This window comes from Acinetobacter sp. YH12136 (genome assembly GCF_013418545.1).
In the GTDB taxonomy this organism is placed as follows: Bacteria; Pseudomonadota; Gammaproteobacteria; order Pseudomonadales; family Moraxellaceae; genus Acinetobacter; species Acinetobacter towneri.
Window position 1 is genome coordinate 51,657 of record NZ_VPBV01000017.1, and the last position, 14,801, is coordinate 66,457.

The window sequence follows — 14,801 nt, forward strand, 5'->3', positions numbered from 1 at the left end:
TTAATGCACTATACGGTTCTAAGTTGTCCTTGCTGATTAAGATACCATGAATAGGTTTGTGCTAAACCTTTTTTTAATGAAATTTGATGCTGCCAACCAAGCTGATGTAAGCGCGAAATATCTAATACTTTGCGAGGCGTACCATCGGGTTTTTGCGCATTAAAAATTAATTTTCCCTGATATCCAATCACATCACAAATTAATTGTGCCAGTTCCTGAATCGTCACTTCTTCACCTGTGCCGATATTAAGATGGGAGAGAGTGGCGGTCATCTGTTGGTATTGTGCGAAGGGTGCATTCATGACATGGATACATGCTGATGCCATATCATCCACATAAAGAAACTCACGTTTAGCTTGTCCAGTTCCCCAAATTTCTACCTGTTTTTGATCAGCTATTTTAGCGGAATGAATACGCTGAATTAAGGCAGGAATGACATGGCTATTCTGATCATGAAAATTATCATGAATACCGTATAAATTAGTCGGCATTACACTTCGATAATCTCGTCCATATTGGCGATTGTAGCTTTCACACAATTTGATTCCTGCAATTTTGGCAATTGCATAGGGTTCATTTGAGGGTTCTAAATAACCTGCTAATAGCGACTCTTCTTGAATGGGTTGCTCTGCAAATTTAGGATAAATACAAGATGATCCTAGAAATAGTAATTTTTGCACATCGGTTTGGTGAGCAGCATCGATGACATTATTCTGAATCATTAAGTTTTGATAAATAAAGTCAGCGGGATATTCCGAGTTTGCATGAATGCCGCCAACTTTAGCAGCAGCTAAATAAACCTGATCAAAATGCTGGTAAGCAAAAAAATGTCTTACCGCACTTTGATTGGTTAAATCTAATTCCCGCCGAGTAGCCACAATAATCTGGAGACTCTTGTTTTGGCTTAGTGTACGGACAAGAGCAGACCCCACCATACCTTGATGCCCCGCGACAAAGATTTGTTGTTTTTTCTCTGGGGTCATCTATCTGCTTCCCAAGGAGAAAATACGTCATGTCCAGAATGTTTTAATAAAGCATTACGTTGAGCCAGTTTAAGATCTTCCAGAACCATTTCTTTGCACATTTCCTGCACCGTGATTTCGGGTACCCATCCCAACTTATCTTTTGCTTTTTGTGGATTACCTAGCAAAGTTTCTACTTCTGTTGGTCTAAAATAACGTGGATCTACACGAACAATCACATCACCAATGTTTACGCCAATTGCATTTAACCCAGTGATATTTTCGACAACTGCAATTTCATTAACACCTTCACCTTCGAACTTTAAATGAATTCCTAATTCCAGTGCAGACCATTGAATAAATTGCCGAACTGAAAATTGTACGCCTGTCGCAATCACAAAATCTTCGGGTTGATCTTGCTGTAACATGAGCCATTGCATTCGCACATAGTCTTTAGCATGTCCCCAATCTCGCAGAGCTTTAAGATTACCTAAATACAAGCACTTTTCCAGACCTAAAGCGATATGGGCTAGTCCACGAGTAATTTTTCGAGTCACAAAGGTTTCGCCACGACGAGGGGATTCATGGTTAAATAAAATCCCGTTACAAGCATATATGCCGTAAGCCTCTCGGTAATTCACGGTAATCCAGTAAGCGTAAAGCTTGGCCACACCATAAGGTGATCGTGGATAAAACGGAGTGGTTTCGGTTTGAGGAGATTCTTGCACTAAGCCATAAAGTTCTGACGTTGATGCCTGATAAAATTTGGTTTTTTTCTCTAAGCCTAAAAAACGAATTGCTTCAAGTAAACGAAGTGTCCCAACTGCATCAACATCAGCGGTATATTCAGGCGACTCAAAGCTGACCGCCACATGCGATTGGGCAGCTAAGTTATAGACTTCGTCAGGCTGTATTTCTTGCAATAATCGCGTCAGATTCGACGAATCTGTTAAATCACCATAATGAAGAATTAATTGTTGATGATCGACATGTGGATCCTGATAGAGATGGTCGATTCGCTGTGTATTAAATAAAGATGAACGGCGCTTAATTCCATGAACTTGATAGCCTTTTTCTAACAGAAATTCGGCTAGATATGAGCCGTCTTGACCTGTAATTCCTGTGATGAGTGCTTTTTTCATTTAAGACTTCCTAAACTACTATGTACTAATAAACTATATTCATAATAGCTTACTCAATATGTAACTCTATCTTACTTTTCAGAATATTTTTATAATTTTCAAATGATAACGTTGTATTAAAAAAATACTGACAGTGAGTTTCATATTTATCCCTACCCTCAAAATTCTCTAAGATATGTCTTAGATTTTTTAAGTCATTCACAAAAAAACCTAATCTATTCGCAGTTACAATTTCACCCAATTCATCCGCTCTATATACCAAAGTTGGAAGACCATTTTTCATGTAGGTGCTAAATTTACCTGATGCAAGTCCAATATGCTGAATGTTTTTTCCAGTGTAGGGTGAACCTTCTACTGGACGATAGCTTACAATTCCGAGTACTGCATCCGATAATATCGAATTAAGATCTTCAAAACTAAAAATACTATCTTCTATTAAAAAAATATTCTTTCCTATTGTATAGTCAAGCTTCATTTTATGGATACTTTGCCTTGCCTTGCCATACCGATCATGAATCACTAACGCCCAGTTTGGCGGTAGAAAATCATTAGCTTGCTCTAATATTTCATCAATAGATGTCCACTGAGCAACACTACCTGTAAATATTAGAATATTTGTTTCGGGTGGTAGATTAAATATTTTATGTAAAATATTTTTCTTTTCAGAAATTTCTGAAAAACCATCACTAGCTACAGGGATAAATATCAATTTATTATCATTAATTTTATTTTCTTTTACTAAAAACCGCCCTCTTAGCTCATCTTGTACTATTGCAAAAGATATTTTCTGACAAGAAGTTATTTCAATTTCTTTGAACTGCTGCGATGTTTCATCTTTGAATAAGATTTCATATGAAATTAGAGCATAATTACATTTGTTTTTCTTAGATAATAAATAAGCATCAATGATGCCAATCCTATCAACGCCAAAAATAAAATCATACTTTTTTGTATATCTAGAGCTAAAAAAAATAAATAATAATTTGTAGAGTAAAAAATAATTAATTCTATTCTTAATTTTATTCCATATAGGTTTATACACTATCATTTCAAACTTTGATTCATTAGTATATAAAAATTGAGGCATTAGTACATCAACATCAAAATCGTCAGATAGATAGTTTGCTATTGCTAAAAGATTAGGATTATTAAAAATATTACCCTCTGGGTGAATAATTAATATTTTTTTCTTAGTATCCATACCACATTCCAACTATCCAACGATGGAGATTCTTTACTCATCCACTTGAACTTATTTAAAACACCAAACCCGACTTGCTCACAAATCAGCTCAAGTTCGGTATCAAACAAATATCGCATCTTATGTAACTCTTTATTTTCTACCACTTCCTGAGTTTTTTTGTCTTGAATAAAAACAGTATAATTTACATCAACAACGTTTTCTTGAACATGTATGACGGGTTCAGCCAATCTCGTCACTTTAATTGACTCATTTTCTAGCCGTTTTACTCGTGTTGTTGGCAAATCTGTCAAAACGGCAGGACCGTACCAAAAATCAAAAATCAAAATACCATTTTCGCTCAAATGATTCTTTGCAACTTGGAAAGCTTGCACCAACTCTTGATTAGAGCTTTGATAACTTATGACGTGAAAAAGCGAGATGACTGCATCAAATTTTTGATTTAATGTGAGATCTTGGATATTACTATAAGTAAAGCTCAGGCGATCTTCTTTGCCTAATCGTCTTTGCTCAGCTATCGACAGCATATCTGTACTCAAATCTATGCCATGAACACGATAGCCTGCATCACAAAGCAGTTCTGCATGTTTACCCGTACCGCAACCCAAGTCTAATATGGTTAAGGCATCGCTTTTATAGGTTTTGATCAATTCCTTTATATATTCGACTTCACCAATATAATCCTTATCTTGATAAAGTAAATCGTAATATTGAGAATATAAATGACCGAACTGGCTCATTGGATAACCTCATGCATAATCTTGGATACTTCTTGTATTTGTGCCTCTGTTAATGCCAAGCCGCTTGGGATATAAAATCCTCTCTCATATAGTTTTGCTGCGTTTGGATAAACTTCATCTACAAATAGCCCCATTTTTTTTAAGACAGGCTGCTGGTGCATCGGGTAAAAAAACGGGCGAGTTCCGATGCCTTTTTCACCAAGTTCTTTCATCACTTGTTGGGTGGTTTTTGGATACTCATCTTTCAAGGTGATTGCAAATACCCAATAGATATTTTCAGCAAACGATGTTCGCTTTATTGGAAGGTTAATTGCATCAATGTCCTGTAATAAATCCTGATACATTCCGCCGATCCAGCGTTTCTTTTCTACAAATTCATCTATTCTTTCCAATTGCGCCACACCCAACGCAGCTTGAATGTTCGTCATTCGCAAGTTCCATCCTATTTCTTCATGGATAAAACGCTTACTACCATCAGGTGAAAAACCAAGATTTCTTAATGATTTACATTTTTCATGCAAAACTTCATCATCCATCAATACCATACCACCTTCGCCAGTAGTAATGTGCTTATTTGGATAGAAGCTAAAAATACTTATATCGCCGAAACTACCACATTTTTTATTATGATAGGTCTGACCATGCATTTCCGCCGCATCTTCAATGATTTTAAGATTGTACTTCTTGGCTAGAGCTAAAATTGGATTAATATCCACAGGTAAACCATAGATATGCACAACCATAATCGCTTTGGTTTGTGCTGTAATTTTAGCTTCAATCGCTTCAACACATAAATTGAAGCTATCATATTCACAATCTATTAATACTGGTGTAGCACCCGCTTTTACCACTGCCTGCGCACAAGAAATAATGGTGAAGCTTGGCATAATAACTTCGTCGCCTAAGCCGATACCTAAAGCGACAATAGCCATTTCAAGCGCTGCAGTGCCATTGGTTACTGACACTGCATAATGGCGACCAACATAGTCTGCCATACCTTGTTCAAATTTTTTGATAAATGGACCTTCAGAGCTAATCCAGCCTGTATCAATACATTCATTTAGATAGTTTTTTTCATTACCATTCAGTAATGGCTCATTAACGGCAATCATCTTTTACCTTAATTTGCGTTTTGCAGATGGGCTCAAATCTGACTTTATCCATCTCGCCTGCATACGGTCCTTGTTTGACTTCGATGATTTCAGATTCTTCCAACATTTCAAAACCATGTCCACCATGTGCTAGCAGAATAACATCCCCCGCTTCAACAGTGGTGCTTTCCAAATAATTTTTATCATCGTCATAGAAGTCTACACGGACTCGACCGCTTTTGATAAAAAGAACTTCCTGCGTTAAGTGCACTTCACGTAATACTGGGTTATGCACATGAGGTGGAATTACGTAATCCTTTGGACGTTTCATATATGCAAGTTGTTGAGAGAAATCATCTGGTGTGAAAAATTCTATGCCTTGTTTCTCAAAGTTTCGATGGATAATGACTGATAATAGTTGATTATTATGAGTAATATATTTAATCATCTCCATAATCCTACTAATGATGATAGTTTTCTTATCATTCGATGTATATGTCCGGTTTGAGAGCTGAAATATTCTTTATGAGCTTCTCTAGCAGTATCACAAACCTCAAGTTTTTCAGGAAAAGCTATGTCATAAGTTTGTATTAACGGACTATCAAATTTATTCGTCTGACCACAATGCACACCACTACCATCATGTCCAATATTCACTATAAACGTTTCTTTAGGATGTAAAAATAAACCATTATTCAAAAACACTGTGGCATACCAATAAATTGCCCAAGTGTTGATTTTGCCTTGCTGATTCATTACAACCTGCGTCCAAAAATCGGTTGTATTATCAAAGTTAAACTCTTTAATCATGCTTGGTGTAAACGTCTTGATTAAACGATCTGTATCCTTTTCAAAAATTGCCATGATCTCTTCCATGTCGCCCATCCCCAACATCCTTCATCTGACAGCTGATGACCTAAAGTTATCCGAATCACTTTTCATCACCAAACGATAAACGCCAATTATTTTCGCCTGTTTAGCTAAAATAGACTGTACGATAAAATTTTTCCTTACTTCATTTGAGTCTATAATTGCTGAAATAATAGTGTTTGGTACTTTTTTAAAATTTGCCAATAACTGTTTAGTATCTTTAGGTAAGCAATAACCACCGTATCCAAACGAGGGGTTGTTGTAGTGCATACCGATACGATCATCTAAACCGACGCCTTGTATAATATCTTTTGCATTTAGATTAAAGGTTTGTGCATAACTATCTAATTCATTAAAAAAAGAAACGCGCATAGCAAGATAAGTGTTTGAAAATAGCTTAATCGCCTCAGCCTCGCTATTGTGTGTATAAACGACGTCAACGGATTTTTTATCAACACATTGCAACATCTTTTCTATAAATATTTTAGTCCGAGATGAGTTGTCGCCTATTACGATCCGAGAAGGATTTAAGCAATCATATAATGCTTTGCCTTCTCTTAAAAATTCTGGAGAAAAAATAATGTTATCGTTTAGATGTTGCTTTCTTTTCGAGTCCGTATAGCCTACGGGAACAGTGGATTTTATGACGATGATCGCATGTCGATTTTGTAACACGACCTCATCAATAACACTATCTACACTTGAAGTGTCAAAATAATTGAGTACTGGATCATAATCAGTAGGCGTGGCGATGATAACAACATCTGCATGTTTGAAATTCCGCTCAATTGTTGCGGTCAGATTTAAGTCAAAATCATGGAAGGCATTTTCTATTTCTGTATCTTTAATAGGGCTTTGCTTTGCATTAATAGTGGCAACTTTACTCTGATCAATATCAATGATATTTACGTCAAAGTGCTGTGCCAACATAACTGCATTTGCTAATCCAACATAACCTGCGCCAACAACAATAAATCTCATGAAACTTCCATTTTTCAATAATCAAGCACATTTAATAGATCTTTCTTTATGTGCAATTAAATGCTTTCGCACATTTAACTAGAATGTGGAACGAGCTTTAAAACTCTATCACACTTCGCCACCGCACTTTCCCTGTGAGCAATAATCACCATGGTTTTTTTCCCACTTAAACTTTGAATTGCTTCATTTACAGCAGCTTCCGTTTCTGTATCTAAAGCACTAGTTGCTTCATCCATAAATAAGATTTGCGGATTTTTATACAAAGCTCGCGCAATACCAATACGCTGTCGTTGTCCACCCGAAAGCATAACACCACGCTCACCCACCACTGTATCATATCCCCGTGGCAGTTGTTCCACAATAAAATCATGTAATTGCGCTTGTTTCGCCACAAATTCAACTTGAGCTAAATCAATCTGCTCGATTGGCACACCAAAGGCAATATTTTCTGCAATGGATTTATCTGCAAGATAAATACTTTGTGGAACATAGCCAACAATATTATACCATGCTGCCATGTTTTGCTGCACTAACTCAATATCATCAATAAAAATCTGACCACTTTGAGGTTTAAGCAAACCCAACATCAAATCCATCAGGGTACTTTTTCCACTACCACTTTTACCAACAATGCCAACACTCGTATTCTTAACAATCGTAAAACTAAAATCCCTAATCACTGGCTTCTCCTGCCTGCTTGGATAAGCAAACTCAAGATGCTCTAACCGGATTTCCTGATGAAAATCTAAAGTCTCGCCATTTTGTGCTAATTTTTTCTGATCCTGCTCTAGGGCAAATTCTCTTTGCACATTATCAAAAACATGTTCTGAAAATTTAATCTGGGTCACTGAACGATAGATATTCTGTGCTGCAGGTAACATACGATAAGCAGCAAAACCATACAAGCCTAATACCGGCAGAATATGCGATACATCCTTACCAGAATACGCTAGAATAATTGCCAAAATAATCAGACAACTATAACCTACTGTTTCAATAATATGTAACGGAATCTGTCCTAATGTGTCTTTCGTTGCATAATGTCTTGCATAAGTCCTAGAATATTTTTCAAAATTATCAAGATAGCCTTGCTGAGCATGATTGATAATAACATCCTTAATCCCACTCAATGCTTCCTGACAGGATTGATAACGTTCTGTATTCGCCTCTGCAAAACCCAATCCAATACGATTAAGCCGTCTTTTCACTATCCAGTAAATACCAAAATAAAATCCAATTAAAACCAATGCCGTTGAAATTGCCATAATAGGATCATAAATCAACAAAATCCCTACCATTGCACAAAGTACAACACCATAGGATAAGATGAGCAAAGCTGGTTGAATCATATTCCAGACCAACTGATCTGTTTCTGCTAATACATTTTTGATAAGCGCTGAACTATTACGCTGTATAAAAAATTCATAATCCTGTTTTAAATAGATACTTAGTAATCGAGTTGAAAAATAATGCCGCTGCAAATTACCAAAGCGATATAAAGCATACTGCGTAACAATTTTAAACCCTGCTGAAAATATCACAACAAATAGAGATAATACTCCCATATACATAATAAATTGCTGGGTACTTTGGCTATTTGATAATACATATAGTTTATGAAAAATAGGGTTTGTTTCAATAATTAAAGGGTTTGATAAAACTGCTAAAAAAGGCATAATCGATACTACCCCAGCAGCTTCAATACACGCCATCACTAAAACCAAAACTAGAACTAAAACTAATTTACGTTTATCTAGTGGTGTAAGAATCCGCCAAAGCTGTACTAAAGTATTTAACACATCAATGCCTATTGATTTTCATTGTATAAATTAAAGTTGGAATAACACCTAGAAATACTCTTAACACAAAATCAGGGATACACAAGAACATATAATACAAAAATTTATGATTTTCTCTTTCATCTTGCAATAAAATCTTAAGTGCCTGAATCGTTTGATTTTGGTAAGAAAAATCAACAATATCAAATAAATGTTCCAGCTGTTTCTTCTCAAATGGTTCACAATCATAAAAATCAATATTTCTCATCTTTTTAAGATATTTTGAACGATATTTTTTGGTAACCAGCTTAAAAAGATTAACTGATAATGAGGTTCAACCAGCATCCATCTATTTGGTACTGCCAAATAAGCAACACCATCTTTTTTTAATACACGCTTTACCTCACAAAGATGATGAAGCTGCGCATCCGACTCCCCTACATGCTCTATTACATGATTGGTAATTACGACATCAAAACTTTCATCCTTAAATGGCAAAGTCGTACCATTAACCAACTGAAACTGATAACCCTCTTTAGTTACCCGACTATCAACCACATCAACTGCCTGAACATTAAATTGTATGTTCTGTGCAGCGAAATATGCTGCTATTCCACCACTACCTGTACCAATTTCAAGAATAAAATCCTGTTGCCGAAACCCCCTTTCGGATGCAATAATTTTTTGAATTTTAAGGGCTTTACTATTTCGATTATCCAGAGCAACATGGGGCTTTCTTAAGTGTTCCATGTCTTAATTTCCATCTTTATACATCAAATTGGTAATCTGCTCCGAAATTAGCCCCATTAAAAAAATCATAATACTTCCTGTATAAAGTAGAGCACTCATATTGGTAAAACGTACTGCATCCCATAAGGTATATCCATACCAACCTGTTCCCATTAAAAATAACACTACAGCGATTGGTAAAAACATCTTTAAAGGTGAAAATAGTGTGGCAATTTTAAAAATAATTAGAAAGAAGCGCACACCGTCTTTTAATGGTTGAATATGACTTTTACCTATGCGTTTTGCAGCATGTATTGGAACATAAGTTACTGAGTAACCTGCGCGGAAAAATGCCATAGTACTGGTGGTAGGGTATGAAAATCCATTCGGTAGCAAATATAAAAACTCACGAAATTTGTCTGCGCGAACGGCACGAAAACCAGAGGTGAGATCTTCTACTTTTTGTTCAGTCATATATGTTGCAAGGTTGTTATAGAGTGCATTGGCAATACCACGGCCAATACTGGCTTGTGAACCTTTTTGCCTAGCGCCTACCACCAAATCATAGCCTTGTTCAATTTTCTCAATCAAGCGAGGGATATCTTGTGGGTCATGTTGCCCATCAGCATCCATAAATACAATGATGTCACCTGTGGCAGCCCTTGCGCCTGTTTTGATGGCTGCACCATTACCTTTTGAGTAAGGATGAGTGACTACTTTAGCACCAGCAGATTCTGCAACTTGTTTAGTTTGGTCTGTAGAACCATCATTCACCACAATAACTTCGTGTGCCAGTTGAAGTAATTGAATTTGTGCAATAGTTTGACCAATTGCAGCAGACTCATTTTTTGCAGGGAGAACGATACTAACTTTCATGGTTTGCTCTTTTTTTACTAAGCATAGCATTATCTATATTACGCTGTTCAATCTCAATCTCTTTGATCCAAACATTCTGAGTATCGAGTTGCTTTGCTTGTTGCAATTGTTGTTTAGCTTGGGGCAACTTATTTTGTAGACGATATACTTGCGCGAAAATTAAACGTCCATTAACATCCTCATGTAACGTGATCGCATGGTGCATAAACTCTTCACCTTTTTCAAAATCAGAAATCACACCCACAAAATATTGTGTTAATAATTTATAAATTTCTGATTTTAAACGATTGTCTATTCCTTTGTTATCTAGTCCAGCAGCAATAATCGATATAGCTTGCTCATGAGGCACTTTACAAAAGCCATTAATTTGACAATTTGAAAAGGCGCTCAAAAAACTGACATTACTATTTTGGAAGGGTTTATATTCCAAACGCCAGATTAATTCATTAATGGTTTGTTGTGAAACAGGATTTCCGAGATAAGATGCTAAGTGTAACTCAGCAAACCAAGCACCATTCGCAGGTATATAGCTATTTTTCGCTTTATTTAAGGCGTGTTGAGCAAGCTGTGCATAATGCCTTTTCTGTTGTGAATTTTGTTCATTTTGCATTAGTTTCATATAAATACGGGCCAATTGATAATTAGCACGATCTGACTGTGGGTGCATCGCTGCTTCATACACTGCATGATCTACAAGATTTGACCAAATTTCGGAGCGCTGCCATGTTGTCCATGCTAAATTTGCAATATAGATAGCACTTAATATATAAATAAAAGGTTGAATTTTTTTATTATTAATTTGCGCTATATAATAGACCGCTGCAACTATAAAGCCAATGATGCCAAAGTAATTACGATGTTCATGGACTAATTCAAGACTAATAAAAGTTGATTCGAGCAACTGACTTATCACATACCAACCCCAAGCAAAAAGTAACATAGGGTGTTTTTTAAACAAGGCTATACAAGCTAGGCTAATTCCAAGCAGTCCAGCTAAAGAGTATAGTGTTGTTATTGGCTGAGTGATTGATTTGGAAATGGTAAAATCATCATGATATAAACTTAAATCCGAAAGTAATGGATAAAAGGTCATTTTTAGATAATAAAAAATCACTCGTGATTCGGTAAGTAGTCGCTCATCTAAAGTAAAATCACGTCTTGCGAAATTTACAGGGTTAAGATAGGGTGGCAATAAATATAAAAATATTAATCCAGCAGCAATTACTCCACCCCAAAGCATATGAATTAATTTAATTTTTTTGATATAAATCGGTTGAAATTGTAGGTTTTTAGCTTGGAAAATAATCAATTCAACCCAGTAAATTAAGGGAATAAATAAAATTCCAGATTCTTTACTTAGTATAGAGGCTAATAGACTTAAAGCTACACCGCATAACGCAAATATAGTATTTAACCCTGTGATTGCTCGAGTACGCCAGAAACAATAAATAGCAAGTGCGAATAATCCAAATAATGTGGATAGGCTAGTCATGCGCTGTACAACGTACAATACGCTGGTTAGATTTAAAGGGTGAATGAGCCAGATTAAACTGACTAAACAAGCAAGATATGCGGCAGATTGAAGCGAAATTCTTTGGTATTGGTGGCTTAGCCATTGAAATAATTTTAGGCTAATAATAAAAACCAATAAACCATTGATTAAGTGAATAAATAGATTTGTAAATTTAAAATAAAAAGGTTCAAAACCTGTAAAATAATGATTGAGTGCAAAGGACAACATGCTGATGGGGCGACCTAGTGGTCCTGCATCACCTGAATACCAAGCAGATTTTAAACTTTTATAATCTAATGTGGTAATAGCAATTTTTTGATTATTTAAAATATTTGCAGGATCATCAAAGACATAATCTCCAAGTAAACCAGGCCAATAAAGAAAAAGTGTAAAACTGAATATTGTTATAAGAGCAAGACTTATTAAATAAAATTTACGCACGTAAGTTAACTCTTTATATAAAAAAGCACCCAGAGGGGTGCTTTTTTAAGCAATTTATATTAAGAACGACAGTTGCTTGGACGTAATTCTGCTTTTAAAGATCCACCTGTACAAGTCCAGGTTACACCTCCAGAAGTAGAAGCACCCTGAAGTATTAAAGTCGCTGCTGGTTCAACTTTTGTATTATAAGTAATAGTAATAGTACTTCCTGATACGCCTACGCTTCTAACGGCATTACCTTTAATCGATACATCTGTTGGTAAACCTGCATTAGCATTAGCAGTTGGCCAAGTACCCTGAGAGGAATAAAACTCTGTAACAGCAGTTTTAGCACCGCCTGCCAAACTAAGGCCTTCAGAAACGTGAGAGCGCTTCGTATAGTTTTGATAAGCAGGAATCGCAATCGCAGCCAAAATACCAATGATCGCTACAACAATCATAAGCTCGATGAGCGTGAAGCCCTTCTGCATTGTATTCATAACATTCTCCACAAATGTTGTTAATTTAGTTATAAGCTATGTAAGCTATTTTAATGTTAGCACTAAACGTGCCAACTTTTATTATAGACAATTTAGACAGAAAAACAGCATCTTATACATAAAAAAATTTAGACTATAAATTTCACGGTATATTTTTGTTAAAAAGTGACAAATATTGTCAGGTTGAATCTTATACTTTGGACAAATATTGTCATTATGTGAAGTGCATCACACTTTTGGGCTAAGCAGCGGGAGCATAACAAGACTCACTTAAAGTTGCTTGTCCATTTGTATGCAATAAGCTTGTGTAATAATTTGCAACTATGCGGATCAACGTAATATGCTATTTGAAATAGTAGTTAAGTTTTGTCATCTTGGCTATTGAAAAGGATTTGTGTGCTGTTTTAAGTACTCGATACCAATTTGCTTAGAACCAGCGTAAGTTAGATGTTGATTATCTCTATATAAAGCAACATTATTAAGTGAAGAAAAACAAGAATTCTTATTACAAATTATATTGTTAAAATCTATAACCACAAGATTTTTATGTTCTTTTTTAATTGTGTTTAATATTTCATGCCATTCCATAAAGTCTTCTTCATATTTTTTTCTTTCAAAACTGCAATCTGAAAAAGAAGATCTCACATGACAGTTGACATCCACGTCTGTAAGAATTGGATTGTCATTCATTAAAACAGGTATAGCACCTGAATTTTCAATCAGAGTTATAGAATTCTTCAATCCTTCTATAAAGAATGCTTTAGAGGAAGAGGTGGAAGGAGTTGTATTTGTAGAGTAAAGATTGCGCTTCCAGTTATGAGGGAAGTAACCACCCATAACGACATACTTGAATTTATTTGCATGTATGAGATCAGCAACTGTTGTGTTATGGGGGTAATAATCTGATATTAAATGAATCTCCTTGCTTTTTGGATTTTGTACAGATCTGTGCAGTCCGTATAAAAAGGCTGAGGAAGACTTTGTGAGTTCATAACCTTGTAAATTGGCATCTAATAAAAGGTGATTGATGAAGCCTGATTGTGCATTAGCATGACTATCTCCAATCAATAATACAGAAATTTTTTCAGCATTTTTATTACCCATCAAACAATCGTTAATGGGGTGTTGATTTTGGTCAATACATTTTATGATTGGTGTATCCAGTGTATTATTATTTTCTTCTTTTTGGTGAAATAGTGAGCTACTTGTACTGAGAAAAATAATAAATAAGGATGGAAGGATAAATAATTTTTTTATGGGCATAGTTGCTGTTTTTGAAGTTTTTTTAATTTTTTTCTCAATTTTTTCATAAGTTAAGACAGAAAATACAATCGTAAAAACTAAAATTAAAATTTTTCCAATTAAATTTAAACTAATAGAAAGTATTGTTAAATAAACGATAATAGGCCAATGCCACAAATACATAGGATATGAAATTTTTCCAATATACTCTATCCATTTGGTTGAAAGTCCAGTGGAGTACTTTCCAAAGTAGATAAAACCTGCAGCAGAAAGACAAGGGAGTAAGGCTGTAAAAGAAGGAAACAGAGATCGGCTATCAATAAAAGAACTTGATGCAACAATGATAAAAATAAAAAGTATGCTTAATAATATTGATGTATTTTTATGAAGATTTAAAGAGGGTAAGAATACTAAAGCAGCACCGATGGTAAACTCAAATATTCGTGAAGGGAGTAAATAGTAGGCGGCAATCGGATTACTTTGAGTTAGTATATGAGAGGCAATTAATGAAAGTATAGTTATGGAAAATAAAGAAAAAATTTTTAAATTTTGAGAGAGTTGAATGATCCCTAAAAGTAATAAAGGCCAAATTAAATAAAATTGCTCTTCTAGGCTTAAAGACCAAATATGGGCTTTGTTGCACAAAGATTTGAAATGCAAAGCGCCCCTAATTGATCCAAATTTAAGGCGTAACTTGGGTAAGTGGGCGACCTAATTCCGTAAATCTGTTAAGGACTGCTACACGTGCATGGATCT

Annotated in this window: 14 protein-coding genes; all 14 read right to left on the minus strand. The window is 35.3% G+C overall.

Features of this window, described 5'->3' with window-relative positions:
- Nucleotides 1-8: 8 nt before the first annotated feature.
- A complete protein-coding gene (locus FTU71_RS09215) occupies nt 9-983 on the minus strand; it encodes a GDP-L-fucose synthase (RefSeq protein ID WP_180111891.1) in 975 nt (324 codons plus the stop codon).
- Nucleotides 980-2,104, minus strand: coding sequence for a GDP-mannose 4,6-dehydratase (gene gmd, locus FTU71_RS09220; protein WP_180111893.1), 1,125 nt, complete (start codon nt 2,102-2,104; stop codon nt 980-982). Before gmd ends, FTU71_RS09215 begins: the two co-directional genes overlap by 4 nt.
- Nucleotides 2,105-2,153: 49 nt before the next feature.
- Complete coding sequence (locus FTU71_RS09225) at nt 2,154-3,305, minus strand: hypothetical protein (RefSeq protein WP_180111895.1); 1,152 nt, start codon at nt 3,303-3,305, stop codon at nt 2,154-2,156.
- A complete protein-coding gene (locus FTU71_RS09230; RefSeq protein WP_180111897.1) occupies nt 3,281-4,045 on the minus strand; it encodes a class I SAM-dependent methyltransferase in 765 nt (254 codons plus the stop codon). The genes FTU71_RS09225 and FTU71_RS09230 overlap by 25 nt, the downstream gene beginning before the upstream one ends.
- Nucleotides 4,042-5,157 carry a DegT/DnrJ/EryC1/StrS aminotransferase family protein gene (locus FTU71_RS09235; protein ID WP_180111900.1) on the minus strand — a complete coding sequence of 372 codons (1,116 nt, stop codon included), beginning with the start codon at nt 5,155-5,157 and terminating at the stop codon, nt 4,042-4,044. The genes FTU71_RS09230 and FTU71_RS09235 overlap by 4 nt, the downstream gene beginning before the upstream one ends.
- Complete coding sequence (locus tag FTU71_RS09240) at nt 5,144-5,584, minus strand: hypothetical protein (RefSeq protein WP_180111902.1); 441 nt, start codon at nt 5,582-5,584, stop codon at nt 5,144-5,146. Before FTU71_RS09240 ends, FTU71_RS09235 begins: the two co-directional genes overlap by 14 nt.
- The gene (locus FTU71_RS09245) at nt 5,581-6,021 is read right to left on the minus strand and encodes a hypothetical protein (RefSeq protein WP_180111904.1); all 441 of its coding nucleotides are present in this window, start codon (nt 6,019-6,021) and stop codon (nt 5,581-5,583) included. The genes FTU71_RS09240 and FTU71_RS09245 overlap by 4 nt, the downstream gene beginning before the upstream one ends.
- A 12-nt stretch (nt 6,022-6,033) precedes the next feature.
- Nucleotides 6,034-6,987 carry a nucleotide sugar dehydrogenase gene (locus FTU71_RS09250; RefSeq protein ID WP_180111906.1) on the minus strand — a complete coding sequence of 318 codons (954 nt, stop codon included), beginning with the start codon at nt 6,985-6,987 and terminating at the stop codon, nt 6,034-6,036.
- Between the two features lie 74 nt (nt 6,988-7,061).
- The gene (locus tag FTU71_RS09255; protein ID WP_180111907.1) at nt 7,062-8,786 is read right to left on the minus strand and encodes an ABC transporter ATP-binding protein; all 1,725 of its coding nucleotides are present in this window, start codon (nt 8,784-8,786) and stop codon (nt 7,062-7,064) included.
- A gap of 243 nt (nt 8,787-9,029) precedes the next feature.
- Nucleotides 9,030-9,515, minus strand: a complete 486-nt coding sequence (locus tag FTU71_RS09260) for a class I SAM-dependent methyltransferase (RefSeq protein WP_218945626.1) — start codon at nt 9,513-9,515, stop codon at nt 9,030-9,032.
- 3 nt (nt 9,516-9,518) lie between these two features.
- A complete protein-coding gene (locus FTU71_RS09265) occupies nt 9,519-10,370 on the minus strand; it encodes a glycosyltransferase family 2 protein (RefSeq protein WP_180111908.1) in 852 nt (283 codons plus the stop codon).
- Nucleotides 10,360-12,324, minus strand: a complete 1,965-nt coding sequence (locus FTU71_RS09270; RefSeq protein WP_180111909.1) for a hypothetical protein — start codon at nt 12,322-12,324, stop codon at nt 10,360-10,362. The genes FTU71_RS09265 and FTU71_RS09270 overlap by 11 nt, the downstream gene beginning before the upstream one ends.
- Before the next feature lie 59 nt (nt 12,325-12,383).
- Nucleotides 12,384-12,794, minus strand: a complete 411-nt coding sequence (locus FTU71_RS09275) for a pilin (protein WP_373684950.1) — start codon at nt 12,792-12,794, stop codon at nt 12,384-12,386.
- Nucleotides 12,795-13,181: 387 nt separating this feature from the next.
- Nucleotides 13,182-14,705 carry an acyltransferase family protein gene (locus FTU71_RS09280; protein ID WP_180111911.1) on the minus strand — a complete coding sequence of 508 codons (1,524 nt, stop codon included), beginning with the start codon at nt 14,703-14,705 and terminating at the stop codon, nt 13,182-13,184.
- Nucleotides 14,706-14,801: the final 96 nt, after the last annotated feature.